The sequence below is a fragment of the Variovorax sp. Soil_C_26 genome (assembly GCF_057657075.1).
Genome location: NZ_JBDGJC010000008.1, coordinates 113,659 through 136,481, shown reverse-complemented (window position 1 = coordinate 136,481; position 22,823 = coordinate 113,659). Strand labels below are relative to the sequence as shown.

At 67.9% G+C, this 22,823-nt stretch carries 24 protein-coding genes and 1 pseudogene; 15 read left to right on the top strand and 10 right to left on the bottom strand.

Annotation, left to right across the window (positions count from 1 at the left end):
• Positions 1-5 precede the first annotated feature (5 nt).
• The 6 genes from AC3A6G_RS21840 (at position 6) to AC3A6G_RS21815 (ending at position 5,705) form a co-directional block, all read left to right on the top strand.
• Positions 6-986, top strand: a complete 981-nt coding sequence (locus tag AC3A6G_RS21840) for a Bug family tripartite tricarboxylate transporter substrate binding protein (protein WP_487862000.1) — start codon at positions 6-8, stop codon at positions 984-986.
• On the top strand, positions 970-2,238 hold the full coding sequence (locus AC3A6G_RS21835) for a CaiB/BaiF CoA transferase family protein (protein WP_487874524.1): 1,269 nt from the start codon (positions 970-972) through the stop codon (positions 2,236-2,238). The genes AC3A6G_RS21840 and AC3A6G_RS21835 overlap by 17 nt, the downstream gene beginning before the upstream one ends.
• Positions 2,235-3,395, top strand: a complete 1,161-nt coding sequence (locus tag AC3A6G_RS21830; protein WP_487862002.1) for an acyl-CoA dehydrogenase family protein — start codon at positions 2,235-2,237, stop codon at positions 3,393-3,395. The genes AC3A6G_RS21835 and AC3A6G_RS21830 overlap by 4 nt, the downstream gene beginning before the upstream one ends.
• A 33-nt stretch (positions 3,396-3,428) precedes the next feature.
• A complete protein-coding gene (locus tag AC3A6G_RS21825; RefSeq protein WP_487874523.1) occupies positions 3,429-4,439 on the top strand; it encodes an acyl-CoA dehydrogenase family protein in 1,011 nt (336 codons plus the stop codon).
• Positions 4,440-4,455: 16 nt separating this feature from the next.
• The gene (locus tag AC3A6G_RS21820) at positions 4,456-5,253 is read left to right on the top strand and encodes a crotonase/enoyl-CoA hydratase family protein (protein WP_487862004.1); all 798 of its coding nucleotides are present in this window, start codon (positions 4,456-4,458) and stop codon (positions 5,251-5,253) included.
• An 83-nt stretch (positions 5,254-5,336) separates the two neighbouring features.
• Complete coding sequence (locus AC3A6G_RS21815; protein WP_487874522.1) at positions 5,337-5,705, top strand: GFA family protein; 369 nt, start codon at positions 5,337-5,339, stop codon at positions 5,703-5,705.
• A 1-nt stretch (position 5,706) separates the two neighbouring features.
• Here AC3A6G_RS21815 and AC3A6G_RS21810 read toward each other — a convergent pair whose 3' ends face one another.
• From AC3A6G_RS21810 to AC3A6G_RS21800, 3 genes are all read right to left on the bottom strand, one after another.
• Entirely contained in the window at positions 5,707-6,216 is a 510-nt protein-coding gene (locus tag AC3A6G_RS21810) for a guanylate cyclase (protein ID WP_487874521.1), read from the bottom strand.
• A gap of 70 nt (positions 6,217-6,286) precedes the next feature.
• Entirely contained in the window at positions 6,287-6,748 is a 462-nt protein-coding gene (locus AC3A6G_RS21805; protein ID WP_487874520.1) for a hypothetical protein, read from the bottom strand.
• Positions 6,733-6,990, bottom strand: coding sequence for a hypothetical protein (locus tag AC3A6G_RS21800; protein WP_487874519.1), 258 nt, complete (start codon positions 6,988-6,990; stop codon positions 6,733-6,735). The genes AC3A6G_RS21805 and AC3A6G_RS21800 overlap by 16 nt, the downstream gene beginning before the upstream one ends.
• 324 nt (positions 6,991-7,314) lie before the next feature.
• On the opposite strand from AC3A6G_RS21800, the gene AC3A6G_RS21795 reads away from it, so the two are divergent.
• Genes AC3A6G_RS21795 through AC3A6G_RS21770 form a run of 6 tightly spaced genes read left to right on the top strand, consistent with a single transcriptional unit; the run spans position 7,315 to position 12,840 of the window.
• Complete coding sequence (locus AC3A6G_RS21795; RefSeq protein WP_487874518.1) at positions 7,315-8,160, top strand: STAS domain-containing protein; 846 nt, start codon at positions 7,315-7,317, stop codon at positions 8,158-8,160.
• A 10-nt stretch (positions 8,161-8,170) separates the two neighbouring features.
• Positions 8,171-8,545: an STAS domain-containing protein gene (locus AC3A6G_RS21790; protein WP_487862015.1), complete on the top strand. Its 375-nt coding sequence runs from the start codon at positions 8,171-8,173 to the stop codon at positions 8,543-8,545.
• Positions 8,535-8,939: an anti-sigma regulatory factor gene (locus AC3A6G_RS21785; protein WP_487862016.1), complete on the top strand. Its 405-nt coding sequence runs from the start codon at positions 8,535-8,537 to the stop codon at positions 8,937-8,939. The genes AC3A6G_RS21790 and AC3A6G_RS21785 overlap by 11 nt, the downstream gene beginning before the upstream one ends.
• Entirely contained in the window at positions 8,930-9,976 is a 1,047-nt protein-coding gene (locus AC3A6G_RS21780; RefSeq protein ID WP_487874517.1) for an ATP-binding protein, read from the top strand. The genes AC3A6G_RS21785 and AC3A6G_RS21780 overlap by 10 nt, the downstream gene beginning before the upstream one ends.
• Before the next feature lie 3 nt (positions 9,977-9,979).
• Entirely contained in the window at positions 9,980-10,852 is an 873-nt protein-coding gene (locus AC3A6G_RS21775) for a sensor histidine kinase (protein ID WP_487865034.1), read from the top strand.
• A gap of 2 nt (positions 10,853-10,854) precedes the next feature.
• On the top strand, positions 10,855-12,840 hold the full coding sequence (locus AC3A6G_RS21770) for a hybrid sensor histidine kinase/response regulator (protein ID WP_487874516.1): 1,986 nt from the start codon (positions 10,855-10,857) through the stop codon (positions 12,838-12,840).
• Between the two features lie 25 nt (positions 12,841-12,865).
• On the opposite strand, the gene AC3A6G_RS21765 is transcribed toward AC3A6G_RS21770, so the two are convergent.
• Positions 12,866-13,123, bottom strand: coding sequence for a hypothetical protein (locus AC3A6G_RS21765; RefSeq protein ID WP_487862020.1), 258 nt, complete (start codon positions 13,121-13,123; stop codon positions 12,866-12,868).
• A gap of 283 nt (positions 13,124-13,406) precedes the next feature.
• Here AC3A6G_RS21765 and AC3A6G_RS21760 point away from each other — a divergent pair, with 283 nt between their 5' ends.
• Entirely contained in the window at positions 13,407-15,473 is a 2,067-nt protein-coding gene (locus tag AC3A6G_RS21760; RefSeq protein WP_487874515.1) for a hybrid sensor histidine kinase/response regulator, read from the top strand.
• Between the two features lie 41 nt (positions 15,474-15,514).
• Here AC3A6G_RS21760 and AC3A6G_RS21755 read toward each other — a convergent pair whose 3' ends face one another.
• The 3 genes and pseudogenes from AC3A6G_RS21755 to AC3A6G_RS21745 form a co-directional block, all read right to left on the bottom strand.
• A complete protein-coding gene (locus AC3A6G_RS21755) occupies positions 15,515-16,966 on the bottom strand; it encodes an aldehyde dehydrogenase (protein WP_487874569.1) in 1,452 nt (483 codons plus the stop codon).
• A gap of 63 nt (positions 16,967-17,029) precedes the next feature.
• Positions 17,030-18,268 (bottom strand): annotated as a pseudogene (locus AC3A6G_RS21750) (serine hydroxymethyltransferase); the annotation flags it as partial.
• Between the two features lie 2 nt (positions 18,269-18,270).
• Positions 18,271-19,059, bottom strand: a complete 789-nt coding sequence (locus tag AC3A6G_RS21745) for a phytanoyl-CoA dioxygenase family protein (protein WP_487874514.1) — start codon at positions 19,057-19,059, stop codon at positions 18,271-18,273.
• 123 nt (positions 19,060-19,182) lie between these two features.
• Here AC3A6G_RS21745 and AC3A6G_RS21740 point away from each other — a divergent pair, with 123 nt between their 5' ends.
• Positions 19,183-19,356 (top strand): hypothetical protein, encoded by a 174-nt coding sequence (locus tag AC3A6G_RS21740; protein ID WP_487874513.1) that lies wholly within the window; start codon positions 19,183-19,185, stop codon positions 19,354-19,356.
• Positions 19,357-19,392: 36 nt separating this feature from the next.
• Entirely contained in the window at positions 19,393-19,878 is a 486-nt protein-coding gene (locus tag AC3A6G_RS21735) for an Lrp/AsnC family transcriptional regulator (protein WP_487874512.1), read from the top strand.
• 77 nt (positions 19,879-19,955) lie between these two features.
• Here the strand turns inward: AC3A6G_RS21735 and AC3A6G_RS21730 are convergent, their stop codons facing one another.
• The 3 genes from AC3A6G_RS21730 to AC3A6G_RS21720 are packed head-to-tail and all read right to left on the bottom strand — an operon-like array spanning position 19,956 to position 22,660.
• A complete protein-coding gene (locus AC3A6G_RS21730) occupies positions 19,956-20,747 on the bottom strand; it encodes an ABC transporter ATP-binding protein (protein WP_487874511.1) in 792 nt (263 codons plus the stop codon).
• Positions 20,747-21,667, bottom strand: a complete 921-nt coding sequence (locus tag AC3A6G_RS21725) for an ABC transporter permease (protein ID WP_487874510.1) — start codon at positions 21,665-21,667, stop codon at positions 20,747-20,749. The genes AC3A6G_RS21730 and AC3A6G_RS21725 overlap by 1 nt, the downstream gene beginning before the upstream one ends.
• 33 nt (positions 21,668-21,700) lie before the next feature.
• A complete protein-coding gene (locus tag AC3A6G_RS21720) occupies positions 21,701-22,660 on the bottom strand; it encodes an ABC transporter substrate-binding protein (RefSeq protein ID WP_487874509.1) in 960 nt (319 codons plus the stop codon).
• Positions 22,661-22,823: the final 163 nt, after the last annotated feature.

Sequence of the window (22,823 nt, the reverse complement as noted above, 5' to 3'; positions counted from 1 at the left end):
CGACCATGTCCATGTCCTTCCTCCATCGCGGTTTCGCCGCGTCGCTCGTGTGGCTGGCGGCCCTGCTCGGTGGGGCCCCGCTGCATGCGCAGGACTTTCCTTCCAGGCCCATCAAGTTCGTCGTGCCGTTTCCGCCGGGCAGCGGCACCGACACCTCGGCGCGCTACTTCGCACGCAAGCTCACCGAACTCACGGCCCAGCCCGTGGTGGTGGAGAACAAACCCGGCGCCAACGGCTTCATCGCCGTGAAGGCCGTGCTCTCGGCGCCGGCCGACGGCTACACCGTGTTCGTCGGCAGCAACTCCACGCTGGCGGTGAACGTCGCGCTGTTCAGGCAACTGCCCTACGACCCGGTGGCCGACCTTGCGCCGCTCACGATGATGATGCGGTCGCCCGCGCTCGTCGTGGTGCCCGGCAACTCGAGCTACAGGAATTTGTCGGCGCTGATCGAGGGCGCGAAGGCCCGGCCCGGCGTGCTGAACTACGGTGCGGGCTCGGCCGGCTACCAGCTGATGTCCGAACTCTTCAACGACGCGGCCAAGGTCCGCACCACGCATGTGCCGTTCAAGGGTGCCGGCGAGGCGGCGATGGCGGTGGTGTCGGGCACGGTGGACATGGCCTTTGCGGAAATCACCAGCGTGCAGGAACTGACCAAGGCCGGCAAGGTGCAAGCGCTGGCCGTAGCGGCCGACAAGCGCGTGCCCGTGCTGCCAGACGTGCCGACCGCCAGCGAGGCCGGCCTGCCGGGCTTCGCGGCCTACACCTGGGTCGGCGCCATGGTGTCGGCCAAGACGCCCAAGGCCGAGACCGACACGCTCGCGACCCTGCTCACCAAGATCGCGAACCTGCCCGAGACGCGTGCGTTCTACGAGCGCCTCGGTGCCGAGGTCATGCGCGGCGGGCCCGAGGAGATGCGCGCCTTCCAGGCCGCCGAGATCCAGCTGTGGAAGCGCATTGCGGTCAAGGCCAATGTCGAGCAGCAGTAGCAAGGCGCCACCGGTGCCGCCGCAGGCCGCCGTCGGCGCGCTCTCGCACATCCGCGTGCTCGACCTCTCGCGCGTGCTCGCTGGCCCCTGGGCCAGCCAGACGCTGGGCGACCTGGGCGCCGAGGTCATCAAGGTCGAGCGGCCCGGGCGCGGCGACGACACGCGGCTGTGGGGTCCGCCCTTCCTGAAGGACCGCGAGGGCGCCGACACGCGCGACTCGGCCTACTACCTGTGCGCCAACCGCAACAAGAAGTCGGTCGCCATCGACTTCACCACCGCGCCAGGCCAGGCGCTGGTGCGCGAGATGGCCAGGCGCTGCGACGTGGTGATCGAGAACTTCAAGGTCGGCAGCCTCGCGCAGTACGGCCTCGACCACGCGGCGCTGCACGCGATCAATCCGCGGCTGGTCTACTGCTCGATCACCGGCTTCGGCCAGACCGGGCCGTACGCGGAGCGCGCGGGCTACGACTTTCTGATGCAGGGCATGGGCGGCCTCATGAGCATCACCGGCCGTGCGGACGGGGAAGAGGGCGCCGGGCCGATGAAGGTGGGCGTGGCGCTCACCGACATCCTCACCGGGCTCTATGCCAGCACCGCCATCCTGGCGGCGCTGCAGTCGCGCGACCTCACGGGCGTGGGCCAGCACATCGACCTGGCGCTGCTCGACGTGCAGGTGGCCTGCCTCGCCAACCAGGGCATGAACCACCTCTACGGCGGCACGCCGAAGCGCATGGGCAATGCCCATCCCAACACCGTGCCCTACCAGGACTTCCGGACGCAGGACGGCTTCATGATCCTTGCGATCGGCAACGACGGTCAGTTCGGCAGCTTCTGCCGCGCGGTCGGCCGCGCCGAGTGGGCCGACGACGCGCGCTTCAGCACCAACGCCGACCGCATCGCACACCGCGCCGAGCTCATCGCACTGATGCGCGAACTGACCGTGACGCGCACCACCGCCGAGTGGATCGCGCTGTTCGAACAGGTGGGCGTGCCCTGCGGCCCCATCAACACCATTGCCGACGTGTTCGCCGACCCGCAGGTGCGCGCGCGCGGCACGCAGATCCGGATGACGCACCCCGTGGCCGGCGAGATACCGCTGGTGGCCAGCCCATTGCGCATGTCGCACACGCCGGTGCAGTACCGCCGTGCGCCGCCGCTGCTGGGCCAGGACACGCACGATGTGCTGGCCGATGTGATGGGCATGGCGCCAGAGGCCATTGCCGATCTGATGAAAGAAGGAGTGATCGGATGAGTGCCCTGACCTCGCTGTCGCTGACGGCCATTCCGCCCGAGGACGAGGCGCTGCGCGCGCCCGTGCGGGCCTTTCTTTCGGAGGCGCTGGCGGGCGTGCCCGCCCGTGTGCGCGCCCGGTCGTGGTCGGGCTACGACAGCGCCTTCAGCCGCGAACTCGGCCGGCGCGGGTGGCTCGGCATCACCTTGCCTGAGGCCTACGGCGGCGGCGGCCGCAGCGCCTTCGCGCGCTACGTGCTGGTGGAGGAGTTCCTCAACTTCGGCGCGCCCGTCGGCTCGCACTGGATCGCCGACCGCCAGAGCGGCCCGCTGATCCTCAAGTACGGCACCGAGGCGCAGCGGCAGTTCTACCTGCCACCCATCTGCCGCGGCGAGTCGTTCTTCTGCATCGGCATGAGCGAGCCCGATGCCGGCTCCGACCTGGCAAGCGTGCGAACCCGCGCGGTGCGCACGGCCGAAGGCGGCTTCACGCTCGACGGCCAGAAGATCTGGACCACCAACGCCCACCACTGCCACTACATGATCGCGCTGGTGCGCACGTCGGGCGATGCGCAGGACCGGCACAAGGGGCTGTCGCAGGTCATCGTCGACCTGCGCCTGCCGGGCGTGACGGTGCGGCCGATCACCGACCTCTCGGGCGACTCGCACTTCTGCGAGGTCTTCTTCGACAACGTGGCGCTCGCACCCGACGCGCTCATCGGCGAGGAGGGCAAGGGCTGGGAGCAGGTGACGGCCGAGCTGGCCTTCGAGCGCAGCGGGCCCGAGCGGCTCTACTCCAGCATCGTGCTGTTCGACGAATGGCTCGCCTTCGTGCGCACCCCCGCCGGCCGCACGTCCGCATCGGTGCGGCTGGCCGGCAAGATCCTCGGCCAGCTCGCGCCGCTGCGCGCGATGTCGATTGCCGTCACCGAGAAGGTGGCGCAGGGCGGCAGCCCGGTCGTCGAGGCGGCGCTCGTGAAGGACCTGGGCACCGGCGTCGAGCAGCTGATTCCGGCCGCCATCGCCGACGACCTGTATGCGCGCGACGGGCAGGACATTCCGCTCGCGCTGCTGCACACGCTCGACTACGTGACGCAAGTGGCGCCCTCGTTCTCGCTGCGTGGCGGCACGCGCGACATCCTGCGCGGCATGATCGCGCGCGGCCTCGGCCTGCGCTGAGCGCAAGAGAAAGAAGCAGAAAGAGACGAACCGATGGACGACATCTACATCGACGCCCTGCGCGCCATGCTCACCGATCACTGCAGCCTCGACGCCGTGCGCCATATCGAGGGCGGCGCCTCGGCCGCAGGCCTGTGGCAGGCGATCGAGGCATCGGGCTTTGCAGACACGCTGCTGCCCGAGGAAGAAGGCGGCACCGGGCTCTCGCTGCCCGAAGCCTTCGCACTCATCGAACTCTGCGGCGAATTCGTGGTTCCCGTGCCGCTCGCCGAAACCATGGTGGCGCGCGCGCTGCTCGCACGCGCCGGGCTGCCGCGGCCTGCGGGCAGCATCGCGCTGGCGCAAGGCCGCATGCAGGCCGGCGGCATGCTGGTGTGCGACCGCGTCATGGGCGGCCGCGTGGCCGACTGGGTGTTCGCCGAGGTCGCCGGGCCCGGCGATGCAGGCCGCGCCTGTCGCCTGCTGCCGGTCGATGCCGCCGTTTCGGCCGGCGCCGTTGCGGCGCTCGACGCCGCGCTCTCGTGGCCCGCGCCGGTGCTTGCCGCCGCGCCGTCCGTGTCCGAGGCCTTTGCGCCGGCGGACCTGCGTGTGCTGCAGGCCGGCCTGCTGGCCGCGCAGCTGGCTGGCGCGCTGGGCAGCGTGTTCGCCCGCACGCTGCGGTACGCCAACGAGCGCCAGCAGTTCGGTCGGCCCATCGGCAAGTTCCAGGCCATCCAGCACCAGCTCAGCGTGATCTCGGAGCACGTGTTCGCGGCCCGCATGGCCGCGCAGCTGGGCTGCGGCGGCGACCGGCTGCGCGTGGCGATCGCCAAGGCGCGCACCAGCGAGGCCGCGCTCGAGGTGGCGGCGCTGAGCCATTCGATCCACGGCGCCATCGGCTTCACTGCCGAGTTCGACCTGCAGATGTACACCCGCCGGCTGCACGCCTGGCGCCAGGCCGGCGGATCCGAGTCTTTCTGGCACGACGTGCTGGGCAGCGAGCTGGTCGACCAGCGGCAGGGCCTGGCGCTCGACCTCGTGCGTGACACCACCGATCCCGTTTGAGAACAAGGACGCCCCCATGACCCGATTCCTGAAGACCGCGCGCGACGGCGCCATCCTCACGCTCACCATGAGCCAGCCCGAGACCCGCAACGCGCTCACCGGCAACACCGCCGTCGAAGAGATCGTCGCGGCGTGCGACGAGATCACGCGCGACCGCGGCATCCGCGTGGTCGTGCTCACCGGCGAAGGCCCCGTGTTCAGCTCGGGCGGCAACGTCAAGGACATGCAGCGCTACGAGAAGGAAGGCCTCTCGCCCGAGGTGATCCGCGAGGAGTACCGCAACGGCATCCAGCGCCTGCCCAAGGCGCTCTACAACCTCGACGTACCGGTCATCGTCGCCGTCAACGGCCCGGCGGTGGGCGCGGGCCTCGACCTCACCTGCATGTGCGACATCCGCATCGCCTCGGAGAAGGCGACCTTCGCCGAGAGCTTCGTGAAGGTCGGCATCGTGCCCGGCGACGGCGGCGCATGGCTGCTGCCGCGCGCGGTGGGCATGTCGAAGGCCTGCGAGATGGCATTCACCGGCGACGCGCTGAGCGCGCAGGAGGCCCTCGCCTGTGGCCTGGTGTCGCGCGTGGTGCCGCACGAGCGGCTGATGGAAGAAAGCCTCGCGCTCGCCGCGCGCATTGCCGCCAACCCCGGCGGCGTGCTGCGCATGACCAAGCGCCTGCTGCGCGAAGGCGAGCGCAGCACGCTCGAGTCGCTGCTCGAGATGTCGGCCGGCTACCAGGCCATCGCCCACATGACGGGCGACCACCGCGAGGCGGTGCGCGCGTTCGTGGAGAAGCGCAAGCCGATGTTCGGCAACGACTGAAGTTCGCCACGACGCGCGTCCTTGACAAGGCCTGGGCCGCTTTCGATACTCAACCACCAAGTTTAGTATTGAAGGAGCATCCCATGGAAGACACCGCAACCGCCACGAAGCACATCGGCAGCTGCCATTGCGGCCAAGTGAAGTTCGAGGTGGAGGGCGCGATCGATTCGGCGCTGTCGTGCAATTGCTCGATGTGTCAGCGCAGGGGTTCGCTGCTGTGGTTCGTGCCACGGAGCGCCTTGCGCCTGCTGACCCCCGACGAGAACGCCGGCACCTACCGGTTCAACAAGCATGCGATCCGGCATCGCTTCTGCCGCGCCTGCGGCATCCACCCCTACGGCGAGGGCAGGTCGCCCGCGGGCGGCGAAATGGCGGCCATCAACATCCGCTGCATCGAGGGCATCGACCTGCAGGCGGTGCCGGTCACGCTGCACGACGGCCGCTCGGCCTGAGCTAAAGGTACGGACGAACCACGCGTGCGATGTTCTGCAGGTTGTCGAACTCTGCGTCGCTCAAGGCCTGCTCCTCGACATCGAAGTGGCAGAGCGTGCCGAACACCTTGTCGTCCTCGTCAGGGATCGGCACGCCGTGGTACGCCACCATCACGCCCTTGTAGGGATGGCCGTCGAGCCTGTCGTCGCCAGCGGAATCGGCGGTGAGGAACACACCGTCCCTGAGCACGAACTGGCAGAAGCTTGCGGCCAGCGGCACTTCGGCGAGGAACTCCGGGCGCATCTGCTGCGCCTTGTCGACCAGCGCCACGTTGCGCAGCACGGCGCCCTCGAGCCGGTAGATCGCTGTGTAGCGGTGGAGCACGCGCCGGTTCAGCGCTTCCAGTGCCGCGCCGAGCCCGTCGGCCGCGCACGCCGCGAGGAACTCACCGACCGCTTCGCTCGGAGGCGTGTCGGCCGCCGCGCCAAGGCGCTGCAGGGGGTGGGGTGGGTCGGGCCGATCGGATGTCATGGGAAGAACGCCGCATCGTACCCGTTTGCCTTGCAGGCCATGCGCGTCTTGGCCCCGCAGCACAAGCTGCTCAAAGCTGGGCCGCGGCGGTGCTGCCGGGAGCGCCAGGCAGCCGCAGCGTGTCCACATGCGCGCCAGCGGGGCAAGGGCCGTCGGAATAGCTCGCCCCGTGGGGGCCGGCGCACTTGTGAACTTCGATGACAGCGGCCGGGGCCGTGCTCACGGTGCTGCGCACAGGCGTGCTGTGCGAAGCGGGCGTGGCCAGCGATGCGGGATACGCATGGCGTGGGACGCGGGCCGCCTCGGGCGGCGAGACCGCGTCGGCTGTCTCGAGCGTGCGCGGCGGCGCGGGTTTGTGGACTTCGATGATCGACGGCGGCAGGCGCGGCACGCGGGCGACGCTTTCGCGCACGATGTCCGTCAGCGTCGCATAGAACACGTACATGGCCACGAGCACCACGGCCCCGCCGATCGCCAGACAGCGGCGCAGCGGCGCACCCTCGGGGCCGCGCAAGGTCAGCGTCGTGGCCATCCGAGCCCCCCGGACTGCAGGACGCCCGCGAGCTTGGCAACGCCGCCCGAGCCGCTGGCCGCGCGCGCAATGAGCGCACCCCCGGCCGCTCCGGCCGCAATGCGCATGAGGAACGAGCGGCTGCGGCCCGCGGCCAGCAAAAGCAGCACGCCGGCACCGAGCACCGCAAGATGTTCACCCGGATAGTCGGCGCGGCTGGCGTCCACACGCCTGAATTTTTCAATCGTCTGCTGCAGCGTCATCGCGAGCTCCTTCTTCGTTCTGTTGGCTTGTGGATCTTTGTACGCAGCCGGACCGCGCGGGCTTGTAGGCGCGCGCGATGCGCACCTGAGGAGGGCGCCTCGTTCGCAACGAGGACGAGGCCGCGTCGGCACCGCGCTACCGGAGAGATCGTCGTGTAGGAATTCGCCTACAGAAAAATGCGCACTCGGGCTTTTCATGGAGGCGCAGGACATGCTCGCGCCCGGCTACGATCGATGCCGTGAAACGGCCCGCCGGGCCTGCAGCGGTTGCTTCCTTTCTTGCAGCCTCGGGTTTCACGCACACATAGAACGACAGAGGAACTCATGAAGAACGACCACCAGGTGCTGCTGGCCCTCCTGAGCGAGGAAGAGCAGGGCATCGTCGCGGGCTGGCTCGACGAAGCCGGCCTGAGCGATCCCGCGGTTCGCCGCAATACGCAGGCCGAGGCAAGCGAGATCGTGCGCCGGCTGCACGAGGGACTGCAGGCCGATGCCGACCCCGCGCGCTTCGACGCGCCCGCCTGGGCGCCGCTGCGCGACGCGCTCTCGGAACTGTCGAGGTCGCGCGCGGCCAAGGGCCAGTCGGCGGGCGACACGAGCATGTTCGTGCTGGCGCTCAAGAAGCCGCTGTTCGAAGCGGTCCAGCGTCGTCTGGCTGCCGAACCGGTCGCAATGGGCAGTGCGCTGTGGGCGCTGTCGACGGCCGTCGACCGGCTGGCGCAGCACACGGTCGCGACCTTCCAGATCGCACGCGAGGACATCATCCGCCGCCAGCAGGAGGAACTGCTCGAACTGTCGACCCCGGTCGTCAAGCTATGGGAGGGCGTGCTGGCCGTGCCGATGATCGGCGTGCTCGACAGCGGACGCACGCAAATGGTCATGGAAGCCCTGTTGCAGAAGATCGTGGAGACCGGCTCCGCACTGGCGATCATCGACATCACCGGCGTGCCGACGGTCGACACGCTTGTGGCCCAGCATCTGCTGAAGACGGTCACGGCCATCCGGCTCATGGGCGCGGACTGCATCATCAGCGGCATCCGTCCGCAGATCGCCCAGACCATCGTGCACCTGGGCATCGACCTGCAGGGCGTGCGCACCAAGGCCACGCTGGCCGACGCGCTGGCGCTCGCGCTGCAGCAGGCCGGCTGGCGCATCTCGCGCGAGGGCTGAAGCACGCACCATGGACCGCATACCCATTCTTCGCATGGGCGACACCCTGCTGGTGACCATCCAGGTCGACATGCAGGACCAGACCGCCCTCATGCTGCAGGACGACCTGGCCAACCGCATCGCCGCCACCGGAGCGTCGGGCGTCATGATCGACATCTCGGCGCTCGAGATCGTCGATTCGTTCGTGGGGCGCATGCTCACGAGCATCTCCGGCATCGCGCGCATCCTCTCGGCCACCACCGTCGTGGTGGGCATGCAGCCGGCGGTGGCGATCACGCTGGTCGAGCTCGGCCTGTCGCTCGACGGCGTGAAGACGGCGCTCGATGTCGAGCGCGGCATGGAACTCCTGCGGCGCGCCCGGCGGGAGAACGCGATTGGCCGTTGAACACACCGGCAGCCTGCCACTGCGGGACGAGCAGAACATCGTTGCAAGCCGGCAGATGGTCCGCGCGCTGTGCCAGGAGCTCAAGCTCTCGCTCGTCGACCAGACCAAGATGGTCACCGCCGCCAGCGAGCTCTCGCGCAACACACTGATCCACGGCGGCGGGGGACGCATGCGCTGGGAGTTCGCCGAGCGCAACGGACGCCGCGGAATCACGCTCCACTTCGAGGACGAAGGTCCGGGCATCCCCGACATCGCACTCGCACTCACCGATGGCTGGACCAGTGGCACCGGCATGGGCCTGGGGCTGCCGGGCAGCAAGCGGCTGGTGAACGATTTCGACATCTCGTCGACGCCCGGCGCAGGCACGCGCGTGAGCATCACCAAGTGGAAATAGCCGGCGTGGTCTCGGGCTGGACCCACCGGGCGTTCTCGATCGACGACGCGAGCCGCGTGGGCGAGGTACGCCGCCATGCGGCGCGCGCTGCGTCGGACATGGGCTGGGGCGAAGTCGATGCGGGCCGGCTCGCGCTGGTGGTGACCGAGCTCGGCACGAACCTGCACCGCCATGCGAAGGGCGGCCGCCTGCTGGTGGCGCAGCGCACGGCATGGCGCGAAGTCGAGATCGTTGCCATCGACGAGGGGCCGGGCATTCCCGATGTGGCGCTCGCGATGCAGGACGGCCATTCCTCCGCCAGCACGCCCGGCACCGGCCTGGGCGCGGTGCGCCGGCTGGCCGACGATTTCGACATCCATTCCGCCTTGCCCGACGGCACGGTGGCCGTGGCGCGCGTGCGCGAGACGAAGCCCGCTCACGAAGGCCCTTCGGCCGGCACGCCATGGGCGGCTGCGCCCGTGGAGATCGGCACGATCTGCCTGCCGGCGCCGCACGAGACCGAGTGCGGCGATGGCTGGGCCTTCGCATTTGACGGCGACGAGGTCTCGCTGCTCCTCGCCGACGGGCTGGGCCACGGACCGGAGGCGGCCAAGGCCTCGCGGGCGGCGATCGGCGCCTTTGCAAGGGCGCCCCACGACGACCTGCGCGAGACCGTGAAACGCGTGCATGCCGAACTGCGCACCACGCGCGGCGCGGCCGTGTGCGCGCTGCGCGTCGACACGGCGGCCGCGGCCGTGCGCTACAGCGGCGCGGGCAACATCGTGGGCCGCGTGCTGTCCGGGGTGTTCGACAAGTCGCTCGTCACGCAGCACGGCACCGCCGGCCTGCAGATCCGCAATCCCGAGACCACCGCGCTCGAGCTGCCGCCGCATGCACTGGTGGTGCTGCACAGCGACGGCATCGACACGCGATGGACGCCCGAACGCATCCGGCCGCTGCTGCAGCGCGACCCCACGCTGGTGGCGGCTGTGCTGCTGCGCGACCACACCCGGCACCGCGACGATGCGACTGTCGTGGTCATCCGCCGAAAGGAATAGCAGATGAACCCGCCCGCAGCGACGACCGACCTGGAAGCCGCACTGGCCGAGACCCAGCGCGAGATGGAGGCCTTGCGCGCCGAACTCGAGGAAACCAACCGCGGCGTGGTGGCGCTGTATGCCGAGCTCGATGCCCAGGCCGAGCAGCTCAGGAAGGCGACCGAACTCAAAAGCCGATTCCTGGCCTACATGAGCCATGAGTTCCGCACGCCGATCGGCGCCATTCGCAGCATCGCGCGGCTGCTCAGCGACCAGATGGACGGCCCGCTCACGCCCGAACAGCAAAAGCAGGTCGGCTTCGTCAGCACCACCGCGGCCGAACTCGCCGAGATGGTCGACGACCTGCTCGACCTGGCCAAGATCGAGGCGGGCCGGGTCGACATCTCGCCGGCATGGTTCGAGATGGTCGACCTGTTCTCGGCGCTGCGCGGCATGTTTCGGCCCGTGCTGCACAACCCCGAGACTGCGCTGATCTTCGAGGAGCCGCACGGACTGCCGAAGCTCTATACCGACGACCGCAAGCTCTCGCAGATCCTGCGCAACTTCATCTCCAACGCGCTCAAGTTCACGCCGCACGGCGAGGTGCGTGTCACCGCGACGCCCGCCGGCGAAGACGCCGTGAAGTTCTCGGTGGCCGATACAGGCATCGGCATTGCGCCCGAGCACCACGCGGCGGTGTTCGACGATTTTGCGCAGGTCGATTCGCCGGTGCAGAAGCGGCTGCGAGGTACCGGGCTCGGGCTCTCGCTGAGCCGGCAGCTCGCCGGGCTGCTCGGCGGGCACGTCGAAGTGCAGAGCGAGCTCGGCAAGGGGTCGGTGTTCTCCGTGACGTTGCCGGTCCTGTTGCCGCGGCAAGCGCCCGGTCCATCGGATTGACCATGGCACCAGAGCCCCTGATCAACATCACGATAGACCGATCGCGCCATACGGTGCTGGTGGTCGACGACAACCCCGCCACGCGCTACGCCACGGCCCGCGTGGTCCGGGCGGGCGGGTTCCAGACGCTCGAGGCGAGCACCGGCGGTGAGGCGCTGGCGCTCGCCACACGCCAGATTTCGGCAGTGGTGCTCGATGTGCACCTGCCCGACTTCAGCGGCTTTGAGGTTTGCCGCGAGCTGCGCTTCAGGCCCGCGACCGCGACGCTGCCGGTGGTGCACCTGTCGGCGACCTTCGTGCGCAACGAGGACAAGGTCGCGGGCCTCGATGCCGGTGCCGACGCGTACCTCGTGCACCCGGTAGAGCCCCCGGTGCTGGTGGCGACGCTGCAGGCGCTGATCCGCGCGCGCATGGCCGAGGAGAAACAGCGCGACAGCGAGGCGCGTTTTCGCGCGATCTACGACCATGCGCCCACGGGCATGGCGCTGATCGACAACGAAGGTCGGTTCGCCGACGTGAATCCGGCCATGGTGGCGATGCTCGCGCGGTCGCGCGGGGCATTGATCGGGCACACCATCAGCGCCTTCGCGCCGGCCGATTGGGCGGGCGTCGTGGCGCAGCAGACCGCGGGCGCGCAGCCGGCCGCATCGTCGTGGAAAAGCGAGTTTCCGCTGCTGCGGCGCGACGGCTCGTGGGTGCGGCTCGAATGGACCATGTCGGCGCACATCGAGCCGGGCTTGCGCGTGGGGATCGCGCTCGACGTCTCCGAGCGCTTCGAGCTCGAAGCCCAGCGCCGCGAAGTGCTGGAGCGCGAACAGGCCGCACGCGCTGCGGCCGAGCGGCTGAGCCGCACCAAGGACGATTTCGTGGCGGTGCTCTCGCACGAGCTGCGCAATCCGCTGAACACCATCGGCGGCTGGGTTCATGTGCTGAAGGTCGGCAACCGCACGCCCGAGCAGATGGAAAAAGGACTCAATGCCATCGACCGCAGCGTGAAGGCGCAAACGCGGTTGATCGCAGACATCCTCGACGTGTCGCGCATCAGCTCGGGCAAGCTGCGCCTGCACCAGGAATGGATCGAGCCGCGCTCGCTGGTGAGCGCGGCCATCGATGCGCTGGCCGCACCCGCTGCCGCCAAGCAGTTGAAGATCGTCTTCGACCAGGGCAGGGCGGACCCGCCCGCCTGGCTCGATGCCACGCGCTTCCAGCAAATCGTCTGGAACCTGTTGTCGAACGCCATCAAGTTCTCGACCGAGGGCGGCCAGATAGAGATTCAGATGGACCGCGAGGGCGACACCCTGACCTTGAGCGTGCGCGACCACGGCCGCGGCATCCATCGCGACTTTCTGGCTCACCTGTTCGACCGCTTCACGCAGAGCGATTCACCCGACAACCGCTTCCACGGCGGACTCGGACTCGGCTTGTCGATCGTGAAGAACCTGGCCGAACTGCATGGCGGCAGCGTGTCGGCGCACAGCGAAGGCGAGGGCCGAGGCGCGACCCTGCGCGTGGTGCTGGGCGTGGTGCCTTCGGGCGCCGCACCGGCCGTGCCGCGCCAGTCCGCCGACGCACACCCGGGTGCCTCGACCGTTCGCGTGCTGGCGGGCCTCGATGTGCTCGTGGTAGAGGACAACGCCGACGCGAGCGAGATCATGGCGGTCGTGCTGTCCGATGCCGGCGCCACGGTGCGCCTCGGCGTCGACCACGACTCGGCGCTGGAACTCTTCGATGAGAGGTGGCCCGACGTGCTGATCAGCGACATCGGTCTGCCGGGGCGCGACGGCTACGAGCTGATCCGCGAGGTGCGGCAGCGTGAGCGCGCCATGGGCCGGCCCCGGCTCTACTGCGTGGCGCACACGGCATTCACCCGGCCACAGGATCATGTGAAGGCGACCGAGGCGGGCTTCGATGCTCACCTGGGCAAGCCGCTGCAGCCCCATGCGCTGGTTTCCCTCATCAGCGCTCGAACGAAGACTCGCGCCGACTGAGCGAGGACCGCGCGCGATGCCGCGTTCAGTCGCTCTGCTTTGCATCGGCATCGGGGTCGGTCTTGAACAGCCCGCGGACGTTGAGCGCGGCCAGGCAGACCTGAAGCGCGATCAGCGCCATGGCCGAGGTGTGAATGCCCCAGACCGTCCACAGCACGTTGCTCAGCAGGAAGACCCAGAAACCGAGGTTGCGGCGGCGCTCGTGGCGCGAAGCCACCAGCCAGGCGGCGGCAACCGAAGCAACGAAGGCGGGCCACTGCACAAGATCGAGCGCGCCGTTCATGGGCGGGCTCCTGCCTGGGGAGGGGAGGGGATGACTGGCCGTGAAGAAGAAGAAAATCTCATGCTGGGCGACGGTATGCTGCACGCCGAAGGGTCGCGTGCCTCCTGCGCGCGGTGCGTCAGGCGAGGGAGTTCGCCGCTGTAGGCCGGCGACACGCCGGGGCTTCCGCGCCGCTGACGCGGTGCAGCGCCTCCTGCCCGCGTGACCCAGGGGCGCCCTCGCTACGATCGAGCGGGCATATGAAGGATATGAAGAACAACTTCGTTTCGGAGGACCGGGGGACATGACGCTGCAACTGACCGAAGTCAGGAACACCCTGGTCTGGTACACCTCGCCTGACGGGTCCGTCGCCACGCTGAACCCGTTGTGGCAGGCCTTCACGGGCCAGACCTACGACGACTACGCGGGTTGGGGCTGGCTCGATGCGATCCACCCCGACGACCGCGCGACGGTGCGGGCACTGTGGGACGAGGCGGCCGCGTCGGCGCAGCCGATGACGCTGCAATACCGCCTTCACCGCAGCGACGGCGAGTACCGCCACGTGGTCGCGCAGGGCGCGCCCGTGATCGACGACGGCAAGGTCACGCAGTGGGTCGGGTTCGTCATCGACGTGACAGAGAGCATGCAGGCCCAAGCCGCACGCCGCGTGAGCGAGGAGCGCCTGCGCATCCTCGACGAGATCGGCCAGGCCACGCGCCACCTCCAGGACGGCGATGCCGTCATGGCCGTCACCGCGCGCATCCTCGGGCAGGCGCTCGGCGCCACGCGCTGCGCCTATGCCGATGTCGACAGCGACAGCGACCGCTTCACGATCCGCAGCGACTGGGCCGTAGACGGTGTGCCCAGCAGCGCCGGTGTCTACTCGCTCGACCTGTTCGGCCCGCAGGCCACCTCCAACCTGCGGCAGGGCCGCCACCTGGTGGTGAACGACGTGGACGCGGAACTCGGCGACGACGGCGGCGCGCGCATGTTCAATGCGATCGGCATCAAGGCCATCATCTGCGCGGGGCTGGTGAAGGAAGGCCGGCTGGTGGCGATGATGGCGCTGCACCAGGCGCGACCGCGCCGCTGGACGAAAGACGAGGTGACGGTCGTCTCGGAGGTGGTCGACCGCTGCTGGGCACACATCGAACGGGTGCGCGACGCCGCCATGCTCAAGGAGCAGGACGTGCGCAAGGACGAGTTCATCGCCACGCTGGCCCATGAGCTTCGCAACCCGCTGGCCCCGATCAAGTACGCGGTGGCCATTGCCGCGCGCCAGAACCCGTCGCCCGCGCTGGCCGACAAGCTCGCGGTGATCGACCGCCAGGTGAGCGTGATGGCGCGGCTGATCGACGACCTGCTCGACGTCTCGCGGATCAACCGCGGGCTGATCGAACTCCAGTGCGAGGACGCGCAACTCGACGGCATGGTGGCGCGCGCGCTCGAGGCCACCGAGGCCTTGCTGAGCGCGCAGGCTCACCAGGTGGAAGTGCGGGTGCCGGCGGGCATCACCGTCCATGTGGATCCCACGCGGCTGGTGCAGGTGGTCGGCAACCTGCTCACCAACGCGGCCAAGTACACGCCCAAGGGCGGACGCATCGACGTCGAGGCGGCCGTCGCCGACGGCAAGGTCGTGCTCTCGGTGCGCGACACGGGCATGGGCATCTCGCAAACCGACCAGGGCCGCCTCTTCACGATGTTCACCCAGTTGGCGCACACCAAGTCGCGCGCGCAGGGCGGGCTCGGACTGGGGCTCGCCCTCGTGAAGAACCTGATGGAGATGCATGGGGGCGCCGCGTGGGTCGGCAGCCCCGGGATCGGCCAGGGGAGCACGTTCTTCGTCGAGCTTCCACTCAGCGAATCGCCCATGCTCGCGGCAGATGCCGAAGGCGCTGCCGCCGCGCCCGGCCCTGCCGATCACCTCGCCAGCGAGCAGGTGCCTGCCCGGGCACGGGTGCTCGTGGTGGAAGACAACGACGACGGGCGCGAGACCTTGATCGAACTGCTGCAGGACCTGGGCTACGAAGTGCAGGGTGTCGCCAGCGGACCGGACGCCGTGCACCAGGCAGCGCGGCATGTGCCGCACCTGGTGCTGCTCGACCTCGGCCTGCCGGGCATGGACGGCGTCGAGGTAGCAAGGGAACTGCGCCGCCAGTACCCGCCGCAGCAGATGGCGATCGTCGCGCTGACCGGATGGGGCGCCAAGCACGACCGGGCCCGCACCGAGGCTGCGGGTTTCGACGAGCACCTGACCAAGCCGATTCAACCGTCGGTGCTGGCGCAGGCGGTGCGGCGGGGGGTGGAACGGGTGCACCGCCATGTCTCGAACTCCGGACCAGGGGCGCAGACTTGCGACATCTCTAGTTAGCGAGCCGCGAGGCTGGGGAACGAACGCCTTCTCTAGGCGCGTCAGAACGGATAAACGCGCGGCGTCGTCTGCACCGTGATCCAGCGCAGTTCAGTGAACGCATCGATTGCCGCACGGCCGCCGAAGCGTCCATAGCCCGACGCCTTTACGCCTCCGAACGGCATCTGCGCCTCGTCGTGCACGGTTGGTCCGTTGACGTGGCAGATGCCGGATTCGATGCGCCGGGCGACCTGCAGGGCGCGGGAGACGTCGCCACCGAACACCGCAGCGGCGAGGCCGTACGGATTGTCGTTGGCGCAAGCCACCGCAGCGTCCACGCCGGCCACGCGCACCACGGCCTTGACCGGACCGAAGCTCTCCTCGTGGTAGATGCGCATCGCAGCGGTGACGTGATCGAGCACGGTCGCCGGCATCAGCGTGTCCACGGCCTTGCCGCCGCACACCAACACGGCTCCATTGGCCAGCGCGTCATCGATCAGCGCATTGCAGCGTTGGACGGTGCCCATGTCGACCACCGAGCCGAGGACGACCGGACCATTGCGCGGGTCGCCCAGCGGCAGTGAGGCGGCACGAGCGGCGAGCTTCTGCACGAAGGCATCGGCGATCTTCTCGTCCAGGACGAGGCGCTCGGTCGACATGCAGATCTGGCCGGAGTTGGCGAAGGAGCCGAAGACCGCCGCATTCACCGCTGCATCGATGTCGGCATCGTCGAGCACCACGAACGGCGCCTTGCCGCCAAGTTCAAGCACCGCAGGCTTCAGGTGGCGGGCGCAGGTCTCGGCAACAATCCGGCCGACGCGTGTCGATCCGGTAAAGTTGACGCGCTTGACGGCTGGGTGAGCGACCATCGCCTCCACGATGGCGCCCGCATCGGCCGGCGCGTTGGTGACGAAATTGACCACCCCGGCCGGGAGCCCGGCCTCCTGCAGTGCTTCGATGATGAGGCCGTGCGTCGCAGGGCACAGCTCGGAGCCCTTCAACACAACCGTATTGCCGCACGCCAGCGGCGTGGCGATCGCGCGCACAGCAAGGATAACGGGCGCATTCCAAGGTGCAATGCCCAGCACCACACCGGCCGGTACTCGCAGGCCCATTGCAAGGCTGCCCGGCACGTCGGAAGGGATCACTTCGCCGTTGATCTGCGTGGTGAGCGATGCGGCCTCCTGCAGCATGCCCGCCGCGAGGTGCACGTTGAAGCCGGCCCAGGGGCCGCTCGCGCCGGTCTCGGCGGCCATCGCGGCGGCGAACGCCGCTCCCTTGGCTTCCAGCACGGCGGCCGCCTTGTTCAGCAGCGCACGCCGCTCGCCCGGCCCCGTTGCGGACCACGCCGGGAAAGCCCTCGCTGCAGCTTCCACCGCATCGACCGCGTCCTGCGGCGATGCGGCCGGCGCCCGGGTCGCAATTTGGCCATCGAGCGGGTTGCAACGTTCGAAAGTGGCGCCGTTGGCGGCAGCAGTTTGCTCGCCCCCTATCAGCATGCGGATGTCGTTCATGGCAGTTCCTGTTTCTTCTGGTTCAGTGGGCCCGGCGACGGGGCCATTTGGAGGAAAGCGGCGGCAAAGCATCCTCACCGCGTGCGCAGCTTCGGCTTCGGGCGTGCGTCCCTGCGCGAGGGCGTGGGCGACGCCGGCGACGATGTGCGCGATCTCCCCACATTCGGGCTCGCGCATGCCCCGCGTCGTGAGCGCCGAAACGCCCAGCCGCAGGCCGCGCGCGCTGGAAAAATCGGAATCGCCGGGAACCGGCGCGGCATTGCACCCGACGTTCAGCGCGTCCAGCGCCCGCACCACCGGGCCGGCAGTGATGGCCAGTGGCCGCAAGTCGGCGATCAGGAACGGAACGTCGCTGCCACCGGTGAGCATCGGAATGCCGCGCCGCCGTAGCGCGTCGCCCAGCGCGCGCACGTTGCGCAGCACCTGCCCGCTGTACGCAGCAAACTCGGGCTGCAGCGCCTCGTGAAAGGCCACCGCCTTGGCGGCGACCATGTTCATCACCGGTGTGCCCTGCAGCCCGGGGCACACGGCAGCGTCTAGCCGCGCCGCCAGCACCGGGTCGTTGCACAGGATCAGGCCACCGCGGGCGCCCCGAAAATTCTTGTAGGTGGTGCTGGTGACGATGTCGGCATGCGGCAGCGGATTCGGGAAATGGCCGGTGGCGACCAGCCCCGCCACATGCGCGATGTCCACCATCAGGTGGGCGCCAACTTCGCGCGCGATCTGCGCGAAGCGCGCGAAATCGATGCCGCGCGGATAGGCCGACGCGCCGGCGATGATCAGCCGCGGCCTGTGCTGCCGCGCTAGCGCATGCGCCTGCTCGTAGTCGATCAACTGCGTGCGGGCGTCGACGCCGTAGTGATGCGCCTGGAACCATTGTCCGGACAGCGTGCCGCGCTCGCCGTGGCTGAAATGGCCGCCGGCGGCCAGACTCATCGACAGTAGCGTGTCGCCCGGGCGCAGCAGCGCAAGGAACACCGCCTGATTCGCCTGCGTGCCCGAATGCGGCTGTACATTCGCGAAGCGCGCGCCGAACAGTTTGCAGGCGCGCTCGATCGCGAGCCGCTCAATCCCATCGACTGCCGCGGACGCCGCGAGGAAGCGGGCCCCCGGGTATCCCTCGACAGTGGTGTTGCCCAGCACGCTGCCACTGGCCTCGCGCTGCGCTGCGCTGATGTGGTTCTCGGAAGCCACAAGCTCCAGTCGCTCCGACTGGCGCCGCTCCTCCGCGGCGATATGGGCCGCGACTTCCGGGTCGACCTGCAGCAGACTGCGCTGCGCGGGTGCGGCTCGTTGCCCCACCGTCACGCCGCCAGCGGCGTCTTAGGCTGCAGGAGGCAGTCGTCGCTCAGTGACACGAGTGGATCACGGTCGCGTTCATGCGCCATTTCGGGCACGTCCTTGCTGGCGGGGTTGCTGCACGGGTTGTAGATTACCGAGAAGATCCAGCGCGAGTAGGGCGACACATTCGCGGCCGAGACGTGCAGCATGTTGTCGCCGAAGATCAACAGCGTGCCGCGGGGTCCTTTGGCAGACACCATGCCGAGCTCGTTGACAAGATCAGTCACTGCGTCGTGGGGCACTGTCCACAGCTCCCACTTCTCCCCGTCCACGCTCCTCTTCAGCGGGATCTCGCGCTTGTGGGAACCGGGCACGAACATCAGCGGTCCGTTGAACTCGGTGACATCGTCCAGGTGAATGTGGAAGTTGAGGGCCAGCGGCTTTGGCACGCCGTCCCGGTTATGGTGGGTCGCAAAGTCGGTGTGCCATTCGAAGCCACCGCCGTCGAAGCCCGTCTTCAGGTTGATCTTGACCTGCTGGGCATACACGTCCTCCCCGAGAATCTGGCGCGCGGCATCCAGCATCCTCGGGTGACGAACCAGACGCCGGTACATCTCGTTGCGGCGATGTAGCGACAGGATGTTGCGTACGGATGCGGTGCCCGCTTCTCGCGGATTCTCTGCGCAGTCCTGCGCAACGAGGCCAGGCACCTCGGCTCGAAGTACATCGATTTCGTCTGTGCTGAACACGTTGGGCAGAACGAGGAAACCGTCCTCATCGAGGCCTTGCAGTTGTTGTTTGGTCAGCTTCATTCTTCAGTCCGTTGGCTTTGTTGAATCGCGAGAAATCTTATGCCTCGCCCTCTAGCATGAGCTTGCTTAATTGCGCTGAAAATCGCCCGTAGGCGCGAGATTCACCTATATGACCGGCACCTTTTGGTCGAATACACCTATGCGCTGGTGGCGGCCTGCCAGCATGTGAGCGGAGGAGTGCGCCTGATGCGAGAACAACAGCTCGCCCTGCCGGAGTGCGACGAGGCGCCCGGAGAGGTTCAGCTCGATTGGCCGGGTTTTTCGAGCATGATCGTCCCCAACAATCACATTCCATAACTCGAATCGCCTAAGATAAAGCTCTTTGGAGACCGAATGCTTTCTGCCTGGATGGACCGTATTGACGTCAAGATCCTGGCTTTGCTGCAGCAGGAGGGTCGTCTGTCCAACGTGGAGTTGGCGGAACGGGTGGCGCTGTCGCCGACACCTTGCATGCGCCGAGTGAAGCGGCTGGAGGAAGACGGCGTGATTGCCTGCTATCGCGCTGAACTCGACAAGAGAAAGTTGGGCCTCGGCGTGACGGCATTTGTATGCATCAACATCGGCGACCACGGCCCGAAAGCAACTGAAGCCTTCTTATCCAACGTCGAACTGATCGACGAGATCGTCGCCTGCCACGTGCTGTCGGGTCAGTTCGATTTCCTGCTGGAAGTGGTGACGGAGACGCTGGACCACTACGCCAACGTGATGCTCGATCGCTTGGGAGGCCTGCCCGGCGTCAGTGCACTGCAGACCAGTTTCGCGTTGCGCACGACCAAGGCCCGACGCAAGCTGCCGCTGGGGCACCTGGGCGTCAGCTGATCCGCAGCACCGCACCCTGCAGTTGCCGCCCCGTCGACGGCGCATGTCGCGTTCGGCTGGTTCCCCCAAGGGGTCGCTCACAGCAGCATGCTGTCCTGATCGAACTTTCTGCCACGCGCGAGAGAGAAGGAGTCGATCAGGCCCTCGATGGTCATCGCTTCCCGCTCGGCACCGCTGACGTCCCGCACGATCTGTCCACGGTGCATCATGATGGTTCGGCTTCCGTAGGCCAGCGCCTGTGCCATCGAATGCGTCACCATCAAAGCCGTCAGGCCATGCTCCTGCACGATCTTGCGGGTCAGCCCCATCACCAGCTCGGCCATGCCGGGGTCGAGCGCGGCAGTGTGCTCGTCCAGCAACAGGATCTTCGATGGTCGCAAGGTTGCCATCAGCAGGCTGACCGCCTGACGCTGCCCACCCGACAACAGTTCCATGCGGTCGCCGAGCCGCAGCTCCAGGCCCAGACCCAGCGTCGACAGCAGGGCCCTGTAACGCGCACGACGGGGCCGCCCCAAGGCAGGTAGCAGGCTGCGCCGGACACCACGGTCATCGGCGAGTGCCAAATTTTCTTCAATGGTCAGCGGCCCGCAAGTTCCAGTCAGCGGGTCCTGGAATACACGGGCGCATAGGGCGCTGCGGTGGTGGGCTTGTTGCAAGGTGACGTCGCTGCGTTCGATCTCGACCCGCCCGCCGGCCACGGGCGCGCTTCCAGCCAGCACATTCAACAATGTCGACTTGCCGGCCCCGTTGGAGCCTATGACAGTGACGAAGGTGCCCTGCGTCACGTCGAGATCAACGCCGTTGAGCGCAACGTGTTCGTTTGCAGTACCTGCGCCGAAGATGACCTTCAGACCTGAAATACGGACCATCACGCCTCCTTGTGCGCATGCGCTTGAATTGGCCGCACCTTGCGCAGGTTCAGTTTCCGGCTGAGCCCGGAGAACAAGAAGGCGATGGTGACCAGGACCGCGGTGATGGCATTCAGGTCCGAAGTCCCCAACCCCAGAAACTCCGACTCGAGTGCCAGCGAGATGGTCACCCTGTATGCGACGGCGCCGCCCACGCATGCAACCACCGCGGCGACCGGCGACAGGCTTCGCACGAAGGCCTCGCCGAGGATCACGGCAGCCAGTCCGATCACGATTGTGCCAACGCCGAGCGTCACATCTGCGAAGCCGTAGAGCTGCGCAAACAGCGCACCCGCAAGGCCGCACAGTGCGTTGGAGACGGCAAGGCCGACGAACACACGCTGCGAGCACGGCACACCGACTGCGGTGGCCATTCGCGCATTGGTGCCGGCAGCGCGCAGACTCAAGCCGTATCGCGACGCCAGAAAGGCTGCGATCAGCACGCCACTTCCAACGCAGAACGCCGCCGCAATCAGGAACTTGGCGGCTTGTACGCTGAGCCCGAGCGCCTGCACGGAGTCGACTAGCGTGATCTCGCCCAAGAGCGGAAGGTTGGGGCGCCCCATGATCCGGATGTTGATCGAATAGAGGGCGGTCATGGTGAGAATGCCCGCCAGCAGGTTCAGGATGCCAAGGCGCTCGCTCAGGAACGCAGTCAACAAACCGGCACACGCGCCGGCCGCTGCGCCCGCGGCCACGGCAACCCAGGGGTTGCCGCCATGCAGGATCACGCTCGCAGAAACCGCGGCTCCGAGCGGAAAGCTGCCGTCCGAGGTGAGGTCCGGATAGTTGAGCATCCGGAAGGACAACAGCACGCCGATGGCAACAAGGCCATAAATCAAACCCAGCTGAAGCGCGCCGGAGAAAGCATAAAAGGACATAGTGCGATTGGTTGGCGAGGGAATCGATTCCGACTACTTTTTGGAGCGCGACGCCACCGCGTCCGGGATCACGAAGCCAATGCGGCGTGCCTCCTCTTGATTGATGACGATCTCGAAGTTGGAACTGGTTCCGACGGGAATGTCTCCCGGCTTCTTGCCCCGCAGAATCTCGACCACCATCCGTCCGGTGATGCGGCCGAGCTCGTGATAGTCGAACCCGCCGCCGGCCGCCATCACGCCACGCTGCACAAAGCTGTTGTCGCCTCCGATGGTTGGGATCTTCAGCGAGCGCGCCGCCGCGACGATCGCCTCCACGCCACTCGCCACCACATTGTCGGTGGGGACGTACAACGCATCGACCTTGCCTCCGAGGCGCTCGATGGCTGCGCTGAGGTCCGCCGTGCGATTCGCCGGCGACTCCACCAACTCTAGGCCGGCGGCCTTGACCGCGGTGCGCAGCTTGGCAATCAGAGCCACTGAATTGGCTTCGCCGGGGTTGTACACGACGCCCAGGCGCTTGAGCCCGGGAACCACGGTGCGCGCGAACGCGACATGCTCATCAAGCGAGACCGCGTCGCTTACCCCGGTGATGTTGCCACCCGGCCTCGCCGCGTTCACGACCAATTTGGCCGCCACCGGGTCGGTCACGGCAGAAAACACGATCGGGATCTCGCGCGTCGCACCGAGGGCGGCCTGCGCCGAAGGGGTCGCGATCGCGACGATCACATCCGCTCGCTGGCCCACCATCCGATTGGCGATCTGGACTGCATTTGCTGGCTGGCCTTGTGCACTTTCAAAGCTGGTTCGAAGCGTGGCGGGCGTCGAGTAGCCCTCTTTGGCCAGTTCCTCGAGCGCACCCTTGCGCACCGCGTCGAGCGCCGGATGCTCGACGATGGCAGTGAACGCCACATACGGCGGAGATTTCTGCGCCCAGGCGCCGCTAGCAGACAGATAGGCGGCCATGCATATGGCCAGCAAACGAATCTTGGTCATCAAAGTTTCCAGTCAATTGGGTTGAGAGGGATCTCATCACGTGGAGTGCGGCCGGTGTGGTGCAGCATGTGTGTCGAAGCCGACCGCACTATCGCGCCACGCTGGTTGCGTAACCTTGGCTGCCCAAGGATTGCCGTGTTCGGCAAGATCGGCGTGCTGCATT